Annotated in this window: 18 protein-coding genes; 16 read left to right on the top strand and 2 right to left on the bottom strand. The window is 68.9% G+C overall.

Annotated elements, in window-relative coordinates; all coding sequences use genetic code 11:
* The first annotated feature begins 16 nt into the window (after positions 1 to 16).
* The 3 genes from flgK to KW843_RS20260 all read left to right on the top strand — a co-directional run bounded on the left by flgK (position 17) and on the right by KW843_RS20260 (position 4572).
* On the top strand, positions 17 to 1993 hold the full coding sequence (gene flgK, locus KW843_RS20270; protein WP_218296944.1) for a flagellar hook-associated protein FlgK: 1977 nt from the start codon (positions 17 to 19) through the stop codon (positions 1991 to 1993).
* Positions 1994 to 2019: 26 nt separating this feature from the next.
* A complete protein-coding gene (gene flgL / locus KW843_RS20265) occupies positions 2020 to 3273 on the top strand; it encodes a flagellar hook-associated protein FlgL (RefSeq protein WP_218296943.1) in 1254 nt (417 codons plus the stop codon).
* A gap of 69 nt (positions 3274 to 3342) precedes the next feature.
* Positions 3343 to 4572: an HDOD domain-containing protein gene (locus KW843_RS20260; protein WP_218296942.1), complete on the top strand. Its 1230-nt coding sequence runs from the start codon at positions 3343 to 3345 to the stop codon at positions 4570 to 4572.
* Between the two features lie 208 nt (positions 4573 to 4780).
* Here KW843_RS20260 and KW843_RS20255 read toward each other — a convergent pair whose 3' ends face one another.
* Positions 4781 to 6268: a PLP-dependent aminotransferase family protein gene (locus KW843_RS20255; protein WP_218296941.1), complete on the bottom strand. Its 1488-nt coding sequence runs from the start codon at positions 6266 to 6268 to the stop codon at positions 4781 to 4783.
* Positions 6269 to 6416: 148 nt separating this feature from the next.
* Between KW843_RS20255 and KW843_RS20250 the strand changes: the two genes are divergently transcribed.
* The 12 genes from KW843_RS20250 to KW843_RS20195 all read left to right on the top strand — a co-directional run bounded on the left by KW843_RS20250 (position 6417) and on the right by KW843_RS20195 (position 17266).
* Positions 6417 to 7031: a LysE family translocator gene (locus tag KW843_RS20250; protein WP_218296940.1), complete on the top strand. Its 615-nt coding sequence runs from the start codon at positions 6417 to 6419 to the stop codon at positions 7029 to 7031.
* The gene (locus KW843_RS20245) at positions 7028 to 7942 is read left to right on the top strand and encodes a DMT family transporter (protein ID WP_218296939.1); all 915 of its coding nucleotides are present in this window, start codon (positions 7028 to 7030) and stop codon (positions 7940 to 7942) included. The genes KW843_RS20250 and KW843_RS20245 overlap by 4 nt, the downstream gene beginning before the upstream one ends.
* Before the next feature lie 81 nt (positions 7943 to 8023).
* Entirely contained in the window at positions 8024 to 8353 is a 330-nt protein-coding gene (locus KW843_RS20240; protein WP_218296938.1) for a DHCW motif cupin fold protein, read from the top strand.
* Between the two features lie 88 nt (positions 8354 to 8441).
* Positions 8442 to 9644, top strand: coding sequence for a PLP-dependent aminotransferase family protein (locus KW843_RS20235; protein ID WP_218296937.1), 1203 nt, complete (start codon positions 8442 to 8444; stop codon positions 9642 to 9644).
* A gap of 96 nt (positions 9645 to 9740) precedes the next feature.
* Positions 9741 to 10367 (top strand): glutathione S-transferase, encoded by a 627-nt coding sequence (locus KW843_RS20230; RefSeq protein WP_218296936.1) that lies wholly within the window; start codon positions 9741 to 9743, stop codon positions 10365 to 10367.
* A gap of 8 nt (positions 10368 to 10375) precedes the next feature.
* Positions 10376 to 11239, top strand: a complete 864-nt coding sequence (locus KW843_RS20225) for a PhzF family phenazine biosynthesis protein (protein WP_218296935.1) — start codon at positions 10376 to 10378, stop codon at positions 11237 to 11239.
* 178 nt (positions 11240 to 11417) lie between these two features.
* Positions 11418 to 12293, top strand: a complete 876-nt coding sequence (locus KW843_RS20220) for a PhzF family phenazine biosynthesis protein (protein WP_218296934.1) — start codon at positions 11418 to 11420, stop codon at positions 12291 to 12293.
* Between the two features lie 11 nt (positions 12294 to 12304).
* Complete coding sequence (locus KW843_RS20215) at positions 12305 to 13003, top strand: VOC family protein (RefSeq protein ID WP_218296933.1); 699 nt, start codon at positions 12305 to 12307, stop codon at positions 13001 to 13003.
* 5 nt (positions 13004 to 13008) lie between these two features.
* Positions 13009 to 13650: a LysE family translocator gene (locus KW843_RS20210; protein ID WP_192429177.1), complete on the top strand. Its 642-nt coding sequence runs from the start codon at positions 13009 to 13011 to the stop codon at positions 13648 to 13650.
* Complete coding sequence (locus KW843_RS20205) at positions 13647 to 14633, top strand: threonine dehydratase (RefSeq protein WP_218296932.1); 987 nt, start codon at positions 13647 to 13649, stop codon at positions 14631 to 14633. Before KW843_RS20210 ends, KW843_RS20205 begins: the two co-directional genes overlap by 4 nt.
* 76 nt (positions 14634 to 14709) lie before the next feature.
* A complete protein-coding gene (locus KW843_RS20200) occupies positions 14710 to 16455 on the top strand; it encodes a hypothetical protein (protein ID WP_218296931.1) in 1746 nt (581 codons plus the stop codon).
* Positions 16456 to 16594: 139 nt separating this feature from the next.
* Positions 16595 to 17266, top strand: coding sequence for a histidine phosphatase family protein (locus KW843_RS20195; RefSeq protein ID WP_218296930.1), 672 nt, complete (start codon positions 16595 to 16597; stop codon positions 17264 to 17266).
* Between the two features lie 155 nt (positions 17267 to 17421).
* On the opposite strand, the gene KW843_RS20190 is transcribed toward KW843_RS20195, so the two are convergent.
* A complete protein-coding gene (locus KW843_RS20190; RefSeq protein ID WP_218296929.1) occupies positions 17422 to 18288 on the bottom strand; it encodes a creatininase family protein in 867 nt (288 codons plus the stop codon).
* Positions 18289 to 18419: 131 nt separating this feature from the next.
* On the opposite strand from KW843_RS20190, the gene KW843_RS20185 reads away from it, so the two are divergent.
* On the top strand, positions 18420 to 19175 hold the full coding sequence (locus tag KW843_RS20185) for an alanyl-tRNA editing protein (protein WP_218296928.1): 756 nt from the start codon (positions 18420 to 18422) through the stop codon (positions 19173 to 19175).
* The last annotated feature ends 174 nt before the right edge of the window (positions 19176 to 19349 follow it).

Below are 19349 nucleotides of genomic sequence, written 5' to 3'. Positions count from 1 at the left end.
AAAGCCGAGGTAAGCCATGAGTCTTCTCAACGTCGGCGCCCGCGCCCTGCTGGCCAACCAGGTGGCCCTGCAGACGGCGGGCCACAACATCGCCAACGTCAATACGCCTGGCTATTCGCGCCAGACGGTGGTGCTGCAGACCGTGCAGGGCCAGTTCACCGGCGGCGGCTACATCGGCCAGGGCGTGGACGTGCAGACCATCCTGCGCAACCAGAGCGAGCTGCTCACGCGCCAGTCGGCCACGGCGGGCTCGGTGCAGTCTTCCGACATCGTGCGGGCCGAGCGCCTGCGCCAGTTGCAGGAGGTCTTCAGCGGCGGCACGGCAGGCCTGGGTGCCGCCATCAACGACATGATGAATGCGTTCTCGGACGTGGTGAGCGCCCCCACCGACATCACGGCGCGCACCGTGGTGCTCACGCGCATGGACGAAACGGCCTCGCGCATGCGCTCGGCCGCCGACCGCATCAACGAGATCCAGTACACCGTCACCGAACAGCTGCAGAGCAGCGTGACGGCCGTCAACAGCCTGGCCCAGCAGATGGCCAGCGTGAACGAGCAGATCGCGCGCGCCAAGGGCAACGGCCAGACGCCCAACGACCTGCTGGACCAGCGCGACCAGATCATCCGCGACATCAACCAGTACGTGCAGACCACGCAGATCCCGGCCGACGACGGCACCGTGGGCCTGTTCGTGGCGGGCAGCCAGCCCCTGGTGCTGGGCACCACGGCGACCAGCCTGTCGGTCGGGGATGCGACGGCCTTTCCCGGCAGCGGTCAGCTCAAGCTGTTCTTCAACCGGCCCGGCGCACCGGCCGTGGAAATGGACGAGAACGTGCTGGGCGGCGGGTCGATGTCCGGCCTGCTGCGCTTCAACAACAACGACCTGAGCGAAGGCCGCAACCTGCTGGGCCGCATGGCGATGGCCATCGGCATGACCATGAACGACCAGCACAACCTGGGCCTCACGCTCGACGGCGCGCTGGGCAAGGACCTGTTCGCGGTACCCACCAGCATGCCGGGCCACACCAATGGCGCGGGCGTCGGCACGGTGTCGTTCACCGGCCCCACGCAGTTCGCGGCGTCGGACTACGAGATCCGCTTCACCACCGGCACGGCCGGGCAGGTGGTGCGGCTGTCGGACGGCAAGTCCACCCCCTTCACCGACGCGGCCAACCTCGCCACGCTGCAGATCGACGGCCTGAACTTCAACCTGACCACGCCCGGCAACCCCGGCGAGCGCATGCTGTTCAAACCGTTCAGCACGGCGGCGGCCAACATCCAGTCCCTGGTGTACTCGCCACGCGACCTGGCGGTGGCCAATCCGGTCAACGCGGCCATGGGCACGTCCAACGGCGGAACGCTGCAGCTGTCGGGGCTCAAGGCCACGGGCCTGCCCAACCCGCCGGGGCTGGTGCTGCCGGCCAATGCGAACCCGGCCGCGGTGCCGCCGATCCTGGGCGGGGTGCAGCTGCGCTTCACCGCCGGCCCGCCGACCACCTACGACGTGCTGGACCGCGGCACGGCGCCCCCCACGACGATCGCCGCCGCACAGCCCTACACGCCCGGCGCGGCCATCTCCATCAACGGCTGGGAGATCAAGCTGCAGGGCTCGCCGAACACCGGCGACACGGTCGTCATCGGCAACGCCGCCGACCCCCAGTACGGCGACACGTTCACCCGCAACTCGGGCAACGCCAGCGCCCTCATGGGCCTGCGCGACGTGAAGATGTTCGACGACTCCACGCTCAGCGACGGCTACGCGGGCGCCATCGCCCAGGTGGGCACCCGCACGCAGAGCGCGCTGTTCGCCGCCGAGCTGTCCACCACCATCGCGTCCAACCTGGAGCGGGACCGCACCGCGATCTCGGGGGTGAATCTGGACGAAGAGGCCGCAAGGCTGATCCAATACCAGCAGGCCTACCAGGCATCTTCCAAGATGATCCAGATCGCGCAAAACATCTTTGACTCGCTGCTGCAGGGCCTGGGCCGCTGAATGCGGACAGGAGTTAGGAGTTCGACATGAGCAATAGCATCTACCGCCTTGGCACCGCCAACATGTATGACAACGCCCTGCGCAATCTGGGCACGCGGCAGACCAGCCTGTCGAACCTGCAGGAAAACCTGACCTCGGGCAAGCGCGTGGTGCGGGCGAGCGACGACCCGGTGTCGGCCGCGCAGGCCGAGCGCGCCATCAACCGCCTGGCCCGCATCCAGACCGAGCAGCGCGCGCTGGAAACCCAGCGCAACGCCATCGCGCAGGCCGAATCGGCCCTGGGCGATGCCGTGAATCTGGTACAGAACTTCCGCGAACTGGTGGTGAGCGCCGGCAATGCCGCCCTCACACCCAACGAGCGCACCACCATCGCCAACCAGCTGCAGGGCCTGCGCGAACAGCTGGTGGAAGTGGCCAACCGCAAGGACACCAACGGCATTCCGCTGCTGGGCGCGCTGGGCAGCGCGCTCGCGCCGTTCCTCGGCCCGCTGAGCAGCTCGCCGGACTACAGCTTCGACGGGCTGCCCGGGCAGGCGGCCAGCTCCGGCGTGACCATTCCCGGCGCGCTGGACGGCGAAGCCGCCTTCATGTTCGACCCGCAGCGCGACGGCGTCTACACCGCCGGCATCAGCGCCATTCCCACCGGGCGCATCCTCAACACCACGGCCATCACGCCCGTGGACCCGAGCCTGGTGACCGGCGACAACTACACCATCACGTTCAGCGCCGTCGGCCCCGGAGCCACGCCCGGCACCACGACCGCCACCTACACCCTCACCAACACCACCACCGGCGCCGTCTCCCCCGCCGTGGTGGTGCCCGACTTTCCATCGGACAAGCCGGTGACCATTGCCGTCACCGGCATTCCGGGGCTGACCTTCGACATCAAGGGCAATCCGGCCAACGGGGACACCATCACCCTGCAGCCCAGCCCTAGCATGTTCAGCACCATGGACAGCGCGATCAACGGCATCCGAAACGCACCCAACAGCAATGCGGCGGCGCAGGCCGTGGGGCAGGCGCTGGGCAACATGGACATCGGCCTGGAGCGCATGCACAACATGCGCGGCTATGCGGGTGAATTGCTCAACCGCGCGGACCGCATCACGGGCGACCAGGAAAAGCGCTCCATCCAGCTCGAAAGCGACCGCTCACGCGCCGAGGATCTCGATATGATCCAGGGAATTTCGGACTTCCAGAACCAGCAGGTGGGCTATGAGGCTGCGCTCAAGTCCTATGCCCAGGTCCAGAAGCTGTCTCTGTTCAACTTCATTAGCTAGGACCTGCTCACGCGGTGGAGGGGATGCCCCCACCCGGGAACAGGCCCCCGTACATTTGCCTGAGAGCACATGGTCCAATCTGTCCTTGGCAGCCTGATTCTGGGCTATCGCCCCTTGTGGAGCCGCGCCCGCAAACTCGCCGGCATCCAGCTCTACGTGCACAGCGAGGCAACGGCCCTGGTCGATGCCGCCCATCTGCTGCGCACGCTGCAGGAGCTCTGGTCGGCCAGTTCCCCGCCGATCCTGCTGTCGCCCCAGAGCCGCCAGCTGCTGTGCGACATGCTCGAGCACGCGCCGCGCGGCACCCCGTGGATCGAGGTGCGGGGCGGCTGGCTGGCCGATTCCGCCATCTACACGCGCGTCAGGTCCGCGCACCAGCGGGGCCTCAAGCTGGTGTGGCGGGGTGAACTGGGCAAGCTGCCAGAACCCGACATAGCCCAGTGCTTCGACAACAGCCTGCTCACCCTGCGCCCCGAAGACGCCGTGGCGGCGCTGCAGGCCGCGCCCGCCCGTCCCGGCGCGCCCGCGCAGCCGCTGCGCGCCGCCAGCCCGGTGCTGGCCGGGCAGATGTACGAAAACGTCGCCAGCCGCGCGCTCATGGAGCATTGCCTGGACCAGAACAACGCGCTGGCGCTGGCCGGCTGGCCGTCGGAGGACGTGCTCTACAGCCTGCGCCACCACCCCCAGCAGCCCTCGCACGCGGTGATCTTCAAGCTCATGAAGGCCATCGACGACGAGCAATCGCTCGAGACCTTCGAGGCCATCATGGGCGAGGACCCGCTGCTGGCCTACCGCTTCATGGTGTACACCAACTCGGCCGCGCTCGGCCTGCGCACCGGAATCGACTCGCTGCGCCGGGGCCTGGTGATGATGGGCTACGGCTCCATCAAGCGCTGGCTGTCCGACCAGCTGCCCCACGCGAGCACGGACCCCAACATGCACCCGGTGCGCGAGGCCATGGTGATGCGCGCCCGCCTGACCGCGCAGTTGCTGGACGCGGGCGTGGAAAACGATTTGCGCCGCGAGATCTACCTGTGCGGCCTGCTCTCGCAGATCGACGAGCTGCTGGGTGAATCCCTGGGCACGATCCTGCGGCGCCTGCCCCTGTCCGAGCGCATCTACGATGCCACGGTGCTGCGCACCGGCCCCTACACCGAAGGCCTGCAGATGGCCTGCGCGCTGGAGACGGACGACGCCAGCGCCATCCGCCAGCTGTGCGAGACCTATGAGCTCGACCTGGAAGAGGTCAACCGCGCCCTGCTGCGCGTGCTGTCAGACCTGGTGGTCGACAGGAAGTAAGCCTCCCACGGAAGCCCCCTGAGCCGCTGCGCGTCTTCCCTCCCAGGGGGACGCCACCCGCGGCCCGGCAAAGCCGGCTCCACGGTGGCGCTGGCGGGGCCGCGCACTGCGCAACGGCCAGCTGGGGTGAGGTGCGCGGGGGCCGCTGATGGCGCGATGAAGACGCGTCCAGTGGGAGCACCCCCGGTTTGGAGCCAACGGTAACTGCCTACCGCCCTTGCTCATCGCGCACGCGCGCGAAAGTCTTCCAGAACGCCGCCTCCTGCGTGGTGGCGAAGTTGATGCGCATGAGGGTGCTGGGCTTGCGCTCGGCGTGGAACAGCGCCCCGGGCGCCAGCAGATAGCCCTCGTCCAGCATGCGCTGCGCCAGCGCGTCGGTGTCCACGCCCGTCTCCACCCAGCCGAACAGTCCCACGGGCTCGGCCGCGAAGGTGCAGCCGGCCCCGAGCGCCAGCTTCACGCTGCGCGCGCGTGCCGCGTCGAGCCGCGTGCGGATGCGCTCGGCGTGGCGGCGCAGCTGGCCCTGCTCGATGCACAGCGCCAGCGCCTTCTCCAGCAGCGCGGGCGTGGTGAGGGTCGCGAGCAGCTTGGTGTCCAGCAGCTGCTCGATCAGCGAGGGGTGCGCTGCGAGGAAGCCGATGCGCCAGTTGGGAGCGAGGATCTTGGCGAAGCCGCTCACGTAGATGGTGCGCTGCAGCCCGTCCAGCGCCGTGAGCCGCGTGGCATGCTCGGGCGCGATGTGGCTGTAGGTGTCGTCCTCCACCACGTGGAAGTTGTATTGGTTGGCCAGCTGCAGGATGCGGTGGGCGCTGCCGGGCGACAGGCAGTAGCCCGTGGGGTTGTGGAACACGCTCACGCTCACGTAGAGCTTGGGCTGGTGCACCTCGCAGTACTTCGCCATGACCTCCAGGTCGGGCCCGTCGGCGCGGCGCGGCACCGGCAGGATGTGCATGCCCAGGGCGGCCAGGCGCGCGAACTCCACGGCCCAGCCCGGCTCCTCCACCATCACCGGGTCGCCCGGGCGCAGCAGCGTGCGGCTCACGATGTCGAGCGCGTGCGTGGCGCCCACGGTGGTGATGATGTTCTCGGGCGCCGCGTGCACGCTGAGCGTGGCCAGCTTCTTGGACAGCACCCGCCGCAGCCCCGTGTCGCCCAGCGGCTCGCCGTATTGCAGCGAGAAGTCCTGCAGCGCGCGCGTGTTGGTCACCTTGCGCACGGCGGCTGGCATGAAGGTGGACTCCAGCCAGTCGGGCGGAAACACGCCCATGCCGGGCTGTGGCTTGTCGCTCACCTTGTGGAACATGCCGCGGATGAGCGCCGTGGCATTGACGGGCGGCGCCCCGCGCGCCGCGCCGCGCCCAGCGCCCCGGGCCGCGAACCAGTGCGCCGTGCTCCAGTTGCCCATGCCGCGCTCGACCTCTTGCGCGGCCGCGTCGTCCTCCGGCGCCCGCTCCAGCAGCGCGGTGGCCATCTCCCGCACGAAGAAACCCCGGTTCTTGCGCGCCTCCACCAGGCCCTGCGCCAGCAGCTGGTCATAGGCGGCCACCACGGTGGAGGGGCTCACGCCGTGCTGCTGCGCGCACTGCCGCACCGACGGCAGGCGCGCGCCCGGCGCCAGCAGCCGGTTGCGGATGCGCTCGCCAAAACGCGCCGACAGCTGCTCGGTCAGCGACTGGGTGGAGGTTTTCATCAGCATGGCGGTGTCCTTGTGTACTGTTATCGCGGCCAATACAGATCACGAACTGCGCTGCTGAACTGTATTGGTTGTGTACTGGGCTGGAAGATTACATTGAAGCCTCAGCGTTGACAAGTTCCCCCCACTGAGCCCCGCCTATCCCCGCACCATGAGCGCCCCCGAACTGACTGCCCTGCTGCTGTTCTGCACCGCGATGAGTTTCTCGCCGGGGCCCAACACCACCTTGTCCACTGCGCTGGCCGCCAACCTGGGCCTGCGGCGCGCCCTGCGCTTTTGCCTGGCGGTTCCGGCGGGCTGGACGCTGCTGATGCTCGGCAGCGGCCTGGGCCTGGGCGCGCTGATCACGGGCGTGCCGGCCCTGCGCTGGGCGGTGACCCTGCTGGGCGTGGCCTACATGCTCTGGCTGGCCTGGAAGCTCAGCCGCGCAGGCCAGCTGGCCGAATTGGACAGCACCCGCCTCTCCGTGACCTTCTGGCAGGGCGTGGGCCTGCAGTTCGTGAACATCAAGGCCTGGATGCTGGCGCTCACGCTCAGCGCGGGCTGGGTGGTGAATGCGGCCGGGCAGCCGGCGGCCAACCCCGGCGAGCGCCTGGCGATCATCTGCGCCGTGATGATGGTGTTCGCGTTCACGAGCAATTTCGTCTATGCGCTGGTCGGCTCGCTGCTGCGCCAGTGGCTGGCGCAGGGCAGCCGCCTGCTCTGGTTCAACCGCGCGCTGGCCCTGGTGCTGGTGGCCACGGCCGTGTGGATGCTCACCCTATGAACCGCGCACAGGAACGCGAAGCGCTGGTCTGGGGCCTGGTGGGCGTCACCTTGTTTGCCGCCACCCTGCCGATGACCCGCCTGGCGGTGGGCCCCGTGGACGCCCCCCAGCTTTCGCCCTGGTTCGTCACCTTCGGCCGCGCGGCGGTGGCCGGGCTCCTGTCCGTGGCCTACCTGGCATGGCAGCACGGCCGCGGGCGGCTCAACGTGCCGCGCCGCACGGAGTGGCCGCTGCTCGCCATCACGGCCTTTGGCGTGATCGTGGGGTTTCCGCTCTTCCTCGCGCTGGCGCTGCGCCACGTGCCCAGCACCCACGGCGCGGTGGTCACGGCGCTGCTGCCCCTGTCCACCGCCGTGCTCGGCGCGCTGTGGTTCCGCCAGCGGCCCTCCGCGGGGTTCTGGGCGTGCGCGGTACTGGGCAGCGGCCTGGTGCTGGGCTTCATGGTGTGGCGTGCAGGGGGGCTGTACCTGGGCGCGGCCAACATCTATCTCCTCATTGCAATGACCACGGGCGCTTTCGGCTACATCGGCGGGGCACGGCTCACGCCGCGCCTAGGCGCCGAGCAGGTGATCTGCTGGGTGCTCGTGTGCAGCCTTCCGCTGACCATCCCGGTGGCCTGGTGGTTCGCGCCCGCCGTGCCCTCTTCCATCGGCGGCATGAGCTGGCTGGGCTTCGTCTACGTGGCCCTGTTCTCGATGTGGATCGGCTTTTTTGCCTGGTACCGGGCCCTCGCGCTGGGTGCCGTGCGCGTGAGCCAGCTGCAGCTCATCCAGCCCTTCCTGAGCCTGCTCTTCGCCGTGCCGCTGCTGGGCGAGCGCCTGGACGCGGCCACCCTGGGCTTCGGCCTGGCGGTGATCGCCACGGTGTTCATGGGCAAGAGGATGCCCGTCCGGCAAGGAGCCCCCGCATGAAGGCGGGCCCTGCGCAGCGCCTGCGCCCCCGGGGCGCGGCCGAGATCAACGCCATGGCTTCCCTGAAGGACTGAGGAGAAAATGCAGCTACACGACATCCCGTTTGCCACCACCGACTGGTCTGGCATTCCCCGCGAGGAAAAAAGCGCGCAGGCCGGCCAGGTCTTCTGGCGCACGCAGCAGTTTGGCGATGTGCGCGTGCGCATGGTGGAGTACACGCCAGGGTATGTGTCGGACCACTGGTGCGTCAAAGGCCACGTGCTGCTGTGCCTGAGCGGAGAATTGCACACCGAGCTGGCCGACGGCCGCCAGTTCACCCTGGCGCCGGGCATGAGCTACCAGGTGGCCGACAATGCGGAACCCCATCGATCCACGTCGCCACAGGGCGCCACACTGTTCATCGTGGACTGACGCAGTGCCCGGCCCGGCGCGCCGCATCCGATTTTTTGACGACTTTGCAACAGGGGCGGTCCTTGGGGACTGCCCGCAGGAGACGAGAGTGAAACTGAACGACCTTCCACAGACCAGCACCTGGACCCTGGCGCGCCGCGCCGAGCGCATGAACCCTTCGGTCATCCGCGAAATCCTCAAGGTCACCGAAAAGCCCGGCATCATCAGCCTGGCCGGCGGACTGCCCTCGCCCAGGACCTTCCCGGTCTCGGCCTTTGCCGAAGCCTCCGCCGCCGTGCTGGCCAACGACGGCCCGGCCGCGCTGCAGTACGCCGCCAGCGAAGGCTTCGCCCCGCTGCGCCAGGCCATCGCCGACTTCCTGCCCTGGGACGTGGACGCCGACCAGGTGCTGATCACCACCGGCTCGCAGCAGGCGCTGGACCTGATCGCCAAGGTGCTGATCGACACGGACAGCCGCGTGCTGGTGGAAACACCCACCTACCTGGGCGCGCTGCAGGCCTTCACACCCATGGAGCCCGCCGTGGTGTCCGTGGCCAGCGACGATGAAGGCGTTCTGATTGACGACCTGAAGGCCAAGGTGGGCACGGGCGCCGGCAAGGCGCGCTTCCTGTACGTGCTGCCCAACTTCCAGAACCCGACGGGCCGCACCATGAGCGAAGCCCGCCGAGCCGCCCTGGTGCAGGCCGCCGCCGAACTGAACCTGCCGCTGGTGGAGGACAACCCCTACGGCGACCTGTGGTTCGACACGCCGCCACCCGCACCGCTCACGGCGCGCAACCCCGAGGGCTGCATCTACATGGGCTCGTTCTCCAAGGTGCTGGCCCCCGGCCTGCGCCTGGGTTTCGTCGTGGCGCCCAAGGCCGTGTACCCCAAGCTGCTGCAGGCCAAGCAGGCGGCCGACCTGCACACGCCCGGCTACAACCAGCGCCTGGTGGCCGAGGTGATGAAGGGCAACTTCCTGGACCGCCACGTGCCCACCATCCGCGCGCTGTACAAGCAGCAGTGCGAGGCCATGCTGGCCGCGCTCGACAAGGAGATGCAGGGCCTGTCCGTGCAATGGAACCGCCCCGACGGCGGCATGTTCCTGTGGGTGCGCCTGCCCGAGGGCATGAGCGCCATCGAGCTGCTGCCCAAGGCGGTGGAGCGCAATGTGGCCTTCGTGCCCGGCGCGGCCTTCTATGCCGACAACGCCGACCCGCGCACGCTGCGCCTGTCGTTCGTCACGTCCACGGTGGAGCAGATCGCCACGGGCATCGCCGCGCTGGCCGCCGCGATCCGCGATAGCAAGTGAACAACCCCTGTGGCGCAGCGCGGCCACCTCGCCTGGGCCGCGCCCGCTTCCTGCTGCGTCACGGGCCGCGCAACGCACCATGAAAGTTGATTCAACATGCTGAGGCTCTGGGGACGGCTCTCGTCCATCAACGTGCGCAAGGTGGTGTGGGCGGCGCAGGAGCTGGGCATCACGCTGCAGCGCACCGATGCGGGGGGGCAGTTCGGCATCGTGCGCGAGGCCCGCTACCTCGGGCTCAACCCCAACGGCCTCGTCCCGCTGATCGAGGATGACGACACGGGCGCCGTGCTGTGGGAGTCCAACCCCATCGTGCGCTACCTGTGTGCCCGGCATTCCATGGGCGAGCTGTACCCCGATGCGTTGCGCGAGCGCTTCGTGGCCGAGCAGTGGATGGACTGGCAGCAGACCACGCTGAACCCGGCCGGGCGCGATGCCTTCATCCAGTGGATACGCACGCCGGCCGCGCAGCGCAGCGATGCGCTGATTGCCGCGTCGGTGGCGGCCACCGAGCCCCTGGTGGCGATGCTGGATGCGCACCTGGCACGCCAGCCCTTCATGGCGGGAGACCGGTTCACCATGGCCGACATTCCCGTGGGCTGCGAGATCCACCGCTGGTGGGGCCTGCCGCAGGACCGCATCGCGCGGCCGCACCTGGAGCGGTGGTACAACACGGTCAGCACCCGCCCCGGCGCTCGGGGCGTATTGGACCAGCCTCTCTCCTGAACCTCACCATGCACCAGCGCCCCTTCAAGCAGATCGACGTCTTCAGCGACCGGCCCGGCTACGGCAACCCGGTCGCGGTGGTGCTGGATGCCGACGGCCTGGACGACAGCGACATGCGCCGCTTCGCGGCCTGGACCAACCTGTCGGAAACCACCTTCCTGCTGCCCCCCACCGAGGCCGGGCGCGCTGCGGGCGCCGACTACCGCCTGCGCATCTTCAGCCCCAATGGCGAGCTGCCCTTTGCCGGACACCCCACGCTGGGCACCTGCCACGCCTGGCTGCAGGCGGGCAACACGCCGCGCCAGAGCGGCCTGGCGATCCAGGAGTGCGCGCTGGGCCTGGTGCGCATCGCGCAGGCAAAGGACACCCTGGCCTTTGCCGCACCGCCCCTCCAGCGCAGCGCGCCCAGCCCCGCGCTGGTGCCGCTGATCGCCAGCGCGCTCGGCGTGCGCCCCCAGCAGATCCAGGGCGCGCAGCTGCTGGACAACGGCCCCGTGTGGCTGGGCCTGCTGCTCGACAGCGCGGACACCGTGCTGGGCCTCAAGCCCGACCATGCGCGCCTGAAGGACCTGGGCCAGGACGTGGGCGTGATCCATGTGGGCCCCGCCGCCAGCGACACCAGCCGGCCCGGCGTGGTGGTGCGCGCGTTTGCCGCGCCCATGGGCAACCCGGAAGACCCGGTCACCGGCACCCTCAATGCCAGCCTCGCCGAATGGCTGATCGCCGACGGCCTGGCCCCGCGCAGCTACCTGGTGGCCCAGGGCGAGTGCCTGGGCCGTGCGGGCCGCGTGCACATCCGCCAGGACGACGACCACCAGCTCTGGGTGGGCGGGCGCGCCGTCACCTGCATTGAAGGCTCGGTGCTGCTATGAGCTGGTCCAAAACCCCGCGCCCCAGCGGCTGACCCCCACCCCGGCGGACTCCTTCCTCCCAGGTGCCCACCGAACACAAGCCCAAGAACTCCAGACCCCCGGTCAGCCCCCGGCGTGCCCAGCTCGACCGATCCACCGCCCGTTTCACCGCTTTTTTGCTTCAAGGACCCTGACCACCATGCAACAACGCCCCTTCAAACAAGTCGATGTTTTCACCGCCCAGGCCTACCGGGGCAACCCACTGGCCGTGGTGCTGGACGGCACGGGCCTGTCCACCGAAGCCATGCAGGAGTTCACGAACTGGACCAACCTGTCAGAAGCCACCTTCTTGCTCCCACCCACCTCGCAAGGCCGCGCCGCCGGTGCCGACTACCGCGTGCGTATCTTCTGCCCCGGGCGCGAACTGCCCTTTGCCGGCCACCCCACGCTGGGCAGCTGCCACGCCTGGCTGCAGGCCGGGGGCCAGCCCCAGGTGGCCGGCAAGGTGGTGCAGGAATGCGGCGTGGGCCTGGTCGCGCTGCGCCAGGACGGCGACCGCCTGGCTTTTGCCGCGCCTGCGTTGATCAAAAGTGGCCCGCTGGCGGAAGACGACGTGACCTTGATTGCCCGGGGTCTGGGGGTGGACCGCAGCGACATCCTGCACCACGCCTGGTGCGACAACGGCCCCAACTGGCGCGGTGTGATGCTGCGCAGCAGCGAACAGGTGCTGGCGCTCAAGCCCGACGCCAGCATCCTGGGCCAGCTGGATGTGGGTGTGGTCGGACCGCGCGGAAAGGTCGGTGTCATCGGCAGCACCGACGCCGAAGGCATCGCCTTTGAAGTGCGCGCCTTTTTCCCCGGCAACAACGGCCTGGCCGAAGACCCCGTCACCGGCAGCCTGAACGCCGCGCTGGCCCAGTGGCTCATCGGCGCGGGACTGGCCCCCACAAAATACGTGGCCAGTCAGGGCACCTGCCTGAGCCGCGCCGGGCGCGTCTATGTGGAGCAGGACGGCGACACGATCTGGGTGGGCGGCAGTTCGGTCACCTGCGTGTCGGGCGAGGTGCTGCTGTGACAGCGAGCCCCTTGGCCCCGTGCGTAGACCATCTGGTCGTGTTGGCCGCCGACCTGGCCAGCGGCGTAGCCTGGTGCGAACGCACGCTGGGCATCACCCCCACAGCGGGCGGTGAACACCCTCTGATGGGCACGCACAACCGCATCTTCAATGTCTCCGGCCCCACCCACCCGCGCGCCTACCTGGAAATAATTGCTATCAACAAAGGAGCTGCTCCCGCAATACCAGAAAGCGCCAGCCGCTGGTTTGATATGGATGATGCTGCCTTGCGACAACAGGTGGCACAACACGGCCCACAGCTGATCCACTGGGTGGCCAGCGTGCCCGACGTGGCCGAGCGGTGTGCCGCGCTGGTGGCGCGGTACATCGAGCGCGGCGCCATCGTCACCGCCAGCCGCCCTACGCCGAATGGCCTGCTGCAATGGCAGATCACCGTGCGCGACGACGGCCTGCGCCTCATGGACGGCTGCCTGCCCACCCTCATCCAGTGGGGCGACGTGCACCCGTGCAGCAGCCTGCCCGCCAGTGGTGTGCAACTGCAGCAGCTCGCGCTGCAGCATCCGCAGGCCGCCACGCTGCAGGCCGCGTGCGAAGCCGTGGGGGTAGCAAACTCCGTCGCCATCACACCCGGCAACACGCCCCGGCTCACCGCGCAGCTCAGCACGCCACGGGGCCCGGTCACCCTCTCGTCGTTCACCCCCCAGGAGTAACCGCCATGCTTTTCTCTGTACAGGAACTGCTGCTTTTCGCACTCGCCGCCCTCGTGCTGGTGCTCACGCCCGGCCCCAACATGGTGTACTGCGTCTCGCGCAGCCTCACCCAGGGGCCGCGCGCCGGGCTCATCTCGCTGACCGGGGTGGTGCTGGGTTTTGTCGTGCACCTGCTGGCGGCTGCCCTGGGCCTGACGGCGCTGCTGGCCGCCGTGCCCGTGGCCTTCGACGCCATCCGCTACGCCGGTGCCGCGTATCTGCTGTGGATGGCCTGGCAGGCCGTCAAACCCGGCGGCAACGCGCCGTTCGAAGCCCGCAACCTGCCGCACGACAGCCCGCGCACGCTGTTCCTCATGGGCTTCATGACCAACCTGCTCAACCCCAAGGTGGCCATGTTCTACCTGTCGTTCTTCCCGCAGTTTCTGCACCCCGAGCGCGGCCAGTTGCTGCTGCAGAGCCTGACGCTGGGTGCCGTGCAGATCACCACCAGCGCAGCCGTCAACACGCTGCTCATCCTGTGCGCCGCCCGCGTGGCGCTGTTCCTGAACCGCAACGCCGCATGGATGCGCGCCCAGCGCTATTTCATGGGCACCGTCCTGGGTCTGCTGGCCCTGCGCCTCCTCACCGAAAAGAAAGCCGCCGCATGAACACCCGCCTCGACCCCACCGCACTGCTGCCCACCCTGGCCGACATCGAGGCCGCCGCGCAGGTGGTGTACCGCGACTTTCCGCCCACGCCCCAGTACCGCTGGGGCCTGCTGAGCGAACGCCTGGGCACCGACTGCTGGCTCAAGCACGAGAACCACACGCCCGTGGGCGCCTTCAAGATCCGCGGCGGCCTGACCTACTTCGACCAGCTCGCCCGGCGCGGCGCCATGCCCCGGGAGGTGATCAGCGCCACGCGCGGCAACCACGGACAGAGCATGGGCTGGGCCGCGCGCAGCCACGGCGTGGCCTGCACCATCGTCGTGCCCGAAGGCAACTCGGTCGAGAAGAACGCCGCCATGCGCGCGCTGGGCGTCACGCTCATCGAGCACGGCAGCGACTTCCAGGAGGCGCGCGAGTTCGCCATGGACCTCGCGGCCGAGCGCGGCGCCCACATGGTGCCCAGCTTCCACCCCGACCTGCTGCGCGGCGTGAGCACCTACTGGTGGGAGTTCCTGCGCGCCGTGCCCCAGCTCGACGTGGTGTACGTGCCCATCGGCCAGGGTTCGGGCGCGTGCTCGGCCATCGCGGCCAAGCTGGCGCTGGGCCACGGCGTGCGCGTGGTGGGCGTGGTCAGCAGCCATGCCACCACCTACGCCGACTCGCTGGCCGCAGGCCGCGTGGTCGAGGCGCCGGTCACCACGCGCCTGGCTGACGGCATGGCCTGCCGCGTGGCCGACCGGGAGGCGCTGGCCATCATCGCCCCGCACATCGACCACATCGTGCAGGTGAGCGACGACGAGGTGGCCGCCGCCATGCGTGCCCTTTTCACCGACACGCACAACGTGGCCGAGGGTGCGGGCGCGGCCGCGCTGGCGGCGGCGCTGCAGGAGCGCGGCCAGTTGCGCGGCTTGCAGGTGGGTTTGGCGCTCACGGGTGGCAATGTGGACGCAACGATGTTTGCAGAAACGCTCACACATCCTTGAATGTTTGTTGGAGAATGCCCCTCGCACTGCTGCCGCCAGAACGGCAGTGACACTACAAGACCAATGAGGGGTGTCCATGGCAAGCTCATCGCCGTCCGGCTATCGCTGGGGTTTGCGCGCGGTCATTGCGCTGCAGTGCCTGCTGGTTCTCGCGTTCGTGTACCACGGGTTTGCGGCACCCGGGCCTTTCGGCCCGCGCCTGCCTGCCGTGCAGGGCCAGACGCTGTGGCTTCAAAGCCACGGAGACCTCCACCAATTCAACGCGCAGGGCCAAAGACTTCAGCACTTTCCGCTGAGTGACCTGAAGCTTTCCAGCAGTCCGAGCAGCCTGCAGTTCACGCAGGCGAACGTGCTCTGGGTGCACGACGAAAGCCGCGTGCACCGTTGTGATCTGAAGCAGCGCCAGTGTCTGCCGGTGGAACTGGCAGACCTGGATTCCCGCCGGAGCAACCGGTGGGTGCGGGTCAGCGATGATGAATCGGAAATCACGGTCTCCGACGCCTCCCGCCACCGGGTACTGGTGTACCGGCGCGACGCCGTCACTGGCCACTATGCCCTGGCACGCACCGAGTCAGAAGGCATGCGCTTTCCCAACCAGACGCTACAGGCCGGCGACAGGATATGGGTGGCCAACACCAATCGCCACCAGATCGTGCAATTGCGCACCGGCCAGGGAGACGCAGCGGTGCGGCAGGAACACTCCATCGATCACCCGGACCTCCGGCCCGGGCGTTCGTTTCCGTTTGCCATGGCGCAGGACCCGCGCGGACAGCTGTGGGTGCTGGTGGCCCGGCCCGACATGCAGCAGGCCGACCTGCTCATCATGAACGAGCGGCTGCAACCGGATCGGGTGATTCCGCTCGCGCCAAAGCAGGACCCGAATGCGATCGCCTTGTTCGATCAGCACATGCTGCTGCCCGACATGACCCAGTTCCTGGTGCGCAAACTGGACCTGTATGGCCGCGTGCTGAGTCCGTTTGGAGACGCTGCGTTCCAGGCGGAGCTGGACACCGCGCGCAGCCAGGCAAAGTGGACGCGCCGGCTGCCCGCCTTGCTGATGTCTGCCACCGCAGTCCTGATGCTGATTGCGGTGTTCCTCGCCTGGAAGGCGGGCGAACTGCGGCAATTGCGCGGCACGGCATGGCGGCCCGATCCCGCCAAGGCGACGCTGGACGCTGGCGGCCCTGGCCCCACCGACCCCATGGTGATCGCGCAGACCCGCACGCAGCCCATCGAGCGCGGCCGCGTGACCATGGTCAAGGCGTTACCCGGCAGCACCCGCACACGACGCCGCGTGATGCTGGCCACGGATGCCATCGTGCTGGTGGCCATAGGCGCGGTGGTCTACTGGGCTTGGCCCCAGTTCTACCAGCGCGACTGCGCCCCAGGCAAAGCCTGCGCACCCTGGATGCCCTATGCGCTGGTTGCGCTGGCTCTGATCCCTGTAGCACTGTCCCTTCAGATGCGGCGCCACCTGAGGGCGCTGGAGGCCATCCGCATTGGCACTGATGGCGAGCAGGTGCAAGCCCGGGTGGGCAAGAAGCGCTACCAGGCCCCAGCCGACCAGGTCACCTGCACACGCCAGCAGTTGCTGATCGGCCTGGGTGCCGTGCCGTTGCGGCTCAATGGCGAGGCCCTGTTCGACGAAGAGTCCCTACGCCACAACATCATCGACCGTCTTCCCCAGATGCACATGAGCGGCAGTGCCTGGAGCCAAGGGCGTCTGGGCCACTATTGGAAACACGGCGGCTGGCAAGGGCGCACCATCGTGATCGGAACGGTGGCTCTGTGTGGCCTGTGGGTCTGGGTGATGCTGCGCTAGGAGGGGCGGCTTAAGGTCGTTGACGGATACACGGATTCATCGATAGGCTGCTGCACCGCAGCATCCGCGACTCCCGAATTGATAGCACCCGTCGCACTAGCGACAAGCGCAAGGCGCTGCGTTCATCACAATCCGCCGCATGGGAACCCTCTACCTCGTGCGCCACGGCCAGGCCTCGTTTGGCGCGGATGACTACGACCAGCTGAGCGCGCGGGGCCGTGAGCAGGCCGTGCGCCTGGGCGAATACTGGCGCGCGCGCGGCCTGGCGTTCGACGCCGTGATCACCGGCACGCTGCGCCGCCACACACAAACGCTGGAAGGCATCGCCGAGGGCCTGCGGACCGCGCCCGAGGTACTGCGGCTGCCGGGGCTCAACGAGTACGACAGCCATGCGCTGATCGCCGCCATCCACCCCCAGCCCCTGGGCCCGGCCGACACGCCAGAGCGCTACCGCGCGCACTTTCGCATCCTGTGCGACGCGCTCGCGCAGTGGATGGCCGGCGTCATCAGCCCGCAGGGCATGCCCAGCTGGAACGAATTCTCCGCCGGCGTGCGCGCGGCACTGGACCATGTGCGCCATCACCACGTGGGCCACAACGTGCTGCTGGTGAGCAGCGGCGGCCCCATCTCGACCGCCGTGGGCGAGGTGCTGGGCACGGCGCCCGAGGTGACGATCGCCCTGAACATGCGCCTGCGCAACAGCGCGGTGACGGAGTTCTCCATCGCGCCCAAGCGGCTGATGATGCAGACCTTCAACACCCTGCCGCACCTGAACGAGGGGCCGCACCTGGACTGGATCACGCACGCATAGCCGCCAGCGGGCCCGCCTGTTCCCCTGCCTGACCATCCAGCGCGCCCGGAACCGGGTTCAGGGCACGGGGTTCGAGCTCACGGGCGCAGCCGTGGCAAAGCCCGGCGAAGCATGGCGCCGCCGGGCCACGGCGGGCTCGGCCAGCACATCCGGGCCTATTCCCATTCCGTATCGGGGCGCACCGTCTGCGGCGCCAGGTCCGCAAGCTCCTGCAGCAACGCCACCAGTTGGCCCGCCGCGGCCTCCACCACCGCGCGCCCCTTGCCCGCCGTGGCGCCAGCGGCATTGCCCACGGCACCCGCGGGGTGGTAGTCCTGCATCTGCCAGCCCAGCTTGGCGCTCTTGCCGTTGCCCAGAATGGCGTAACGCTCCGCCCGGTCCTGCGACGTGGAGCGGAAATCCCGCGCGTGCTCCATGTGCACCGCGCCAGGCGCCAGGTGCAGCATCATCGAGGTCTCGATCTCGCCCGCGTGGATGCCAAAGCGGTGCTCCTCGCCGCTGAACTGGCCCGCCACCGCATCGGGCAGCGGCAGGCTGAACCAGCTGGCGCTGTAGACGATGAGGTCGCAGCGCGTGCGCAGTTCGCGCGCCACGATGTCCATCACGCTCACCTGGCCGCCGTGGCCGTTGAACAGCAGCAGCTTCTTGATGCCCGCACGGGCCACACATTCGCCGATCTCGGTCCACAGCGCGATCACCGTGGCTGGAGACAGCGTGAGCGTGCCCGGAAAGCGGATGTGCTCCGGGCTCAGGCCCACGTTCTGCGGCGGCAGGAAGAGCACGGGCAGGTCGGCGGGCAGCTGCGGCAGCGCCGCGTCGATCACGCCCTGCAGCAGGGTGGCATCCACCGACAGCGGCAGGTGCGGGCCATGCTGCTCGACGGCGGCCACGGGCAGCACGGCCACCACCTGGCCGGCCTGGCCCGTGCCCTGCAGCGCGGCAAAGTCGCGGGTGGACAGATCGGCCCAGAAGCGGGAGGGCAAGGCGGGGCGGGCGGAGGAGGTCGCGGCGGCAGCGGTCATGCCGCGATGTTAGGGCCTGTCCGGGGCCGCGTCACTTCGGCGCCGCCTTGCCCAGCCCATGGCAGCCGGCGGCCCGCGCCCGTGGTATCCCTGCAGCCACGGGGCGCCGCCCATGCCGCTACCATCACCGCATGACCCAAGACATCTTCCGACAAGACGCCTACCTGCGCGACTGCGATGCGCACGTCACCGCCATCACCGACACCGGCGCCATCGTGCTGGACCGCACGGTGTTCTATCCGCTGGGCGGGGGCCAGGCCGGCGACAGCGGCGTGCTCTTGCTCGCCGACGGCAGCAGCATCGCCATCGCCGACACCCGCAAGGGCAAGGACGCCGAAGGCCATGCCACCAGCGACATCGTGCATGTCCCCGCCCCGGGGCAGGAAGACCGCGTGGCCCAGCTCGCGGCAGGCACCGCCGTGACCGCCCGCATCGACTGGGAACGCCGCCACCGCATGATGCGCCTGCACACCACCTCGCACCTGCTGTGCCATGTGGTGCCGCAACTGGTCAACGGCTGCTCCATCACCCCCGACTACGCGCGGCTGGACTTTGCGATGACTGACCCGCTGGACAAGGAAGCCCTCACCGCCGCCATCGCCGCCCTGGTGGCCGCCGCGCACCCGCTCACGGTGGCCTCGATCAGCGACGAAGAACTGGACGCCAACCCTGCCCTGGTCAAAAGCATGAGCGTGCAGCCCCCGCGTGGCACGGGGCGCATCCGCACCATCCGCATCGGGGGTGACAGCGGTGCACCGCTGATCGACCTGCAGCCCTGTGGCGGCACCCATGTGGCCAACACGTCCGAGATCGGCGCCATCGTGGTGACGAAGATTGAAAAGAAAAGCGCCACCACCCGCAGGGTGGTGCTGGGCTTTGCCCAGTGAGCGCAGCGAAGAGCGCTTTTCTTTGGGGAGCACTCATGGGTGCGCAGCGCAAATGAGTGCCCCCAAAAAGACGTGGCACTGCCCCACCACCCGCAGGGTGGTGCTGGGCTTTGCCCAGTGAGCGCAGCGAAGAGCGCTTTTCCTTGGGGTGCACTCATGGGTGCGCAGCGCAAA

The sequence above is a fragment of the Acidovorax sp. sif1233 genome (assembly GCF_019218755.1).
Taxonomy (GTDB): Bacteria; Pseudomonadota; Gammaproteobacteria; order Burkholderiales; family Burkholderiaceae_C; genus Acidovorax.
This window is presented reverse-complemented; position numbering and strand designations above follow the sequence as displayed.

Coding starts and splice junctions, on each gene's coding strand:
- KW843_RS20250 (WP_218296940.1), top strand. CDS start 6,417: ATGAGCGCCCCCGAACTGACTGCCCTGCTGCTGTTCTGCACCGCGATG.
- KW843_RS20240 (WP_218296938.1), top strand. CDS start 8,024: ATGCAGCTACACGACATCCCGTTTGCCACCACCGACTGGTCTGGCATT.
- KW843_RS20225 (WP_218296935.1), top strand. CDS start 10,376: ATGCACCAGCGCCCCTTCAAGCAGATCGACGTCTTCAGCGACCGGCCC.
- KW843_RS20185 (WP_218296928.1), top strand. CDS start 18,420: ATGACCCAAGACATCTTCCGACAAGACGCCTACCTGCGCGACTGCGAT.
- KW843_RS20255 (WP_218296941.1), bottom strand. CDS start 6,268: ATGCTGATGAAAACCTCCACCCAGTCGCTGACCGAGCAGCTGTCGGCG.
- KW843_RS20245 (WP_218296939.1), top strand. CDS start 7,028: ATGAACCGCGCACAGGAACGCGAAGCGCTGGTCTGGGGCCTGGTGGGC.
- KW843_RS20190 (WP_218296929.1), bottom strand. CDS start 18,288: ATGACCGCTGCCGCCGCGACCTCCTCCGCCCGCCCCGCCTTGCCCTCC.
- KW843_RS20200 (WP_218296931.1), top strand. CDS start 14,710: ATGGCAAGCTCATCGCCGTCCGGCTATCGCTGGGGTTTGCGCGCGGTC.
- KW843_RS20195 (WP_218296930.1), top strand. CDS start 16,595: ATGGGAACCCTCTACCTCGTGCGCCACGGCCAGGCCTCGTTTGGCGCG.
- flgL (WP_218296943.1), top strand. CDS start 2,020: ATGAGCAATAGCATCTACCGCCTTGGCACCGCCAACATGTATGACAAC.
- KW843_RS20260 (WP_218296942.1), top strand. CDS start 3,343: ATGGTCCAATCTGTCCTTGGCAGCCTGATTCTGGGCTATCGCCCCTTG.
- flgK (WP_218296944.1), top strand. CDS start 17: ATGAGTCTTCTCAACGTCGGCGCCCGCGCCCTGCTGGCCAACCAGGTG.
- KW843_RS20230 (WP_218296936.1), top strand. CDS start 9,741: ATGCTGAGGCTCTGGGGACGGCTCTCGTCCATCAACGTGCGCAAGGTG.
- KW843_RS20220 (WP_218296934.1), top strand. CDS start 11,418: ATGCAACAACGCCCCTTCAAACAAGTCGATGTTTTCACCGCCCAGGCC.
- KW843_RS20205 (WP_218296932.1), top strand. CDS start 13,647: ATGAACACCCGCCTCGACCCCACCGCACTGCTGCCCACCCTGGCCGAC.
- KW843_RS20210 (WP_192429177.1), top strand. CDS start 13,009: ATGCTTTTCTCTGTACAGGAACTGCTGCTTTTCGCACTCGCCGCCCTC.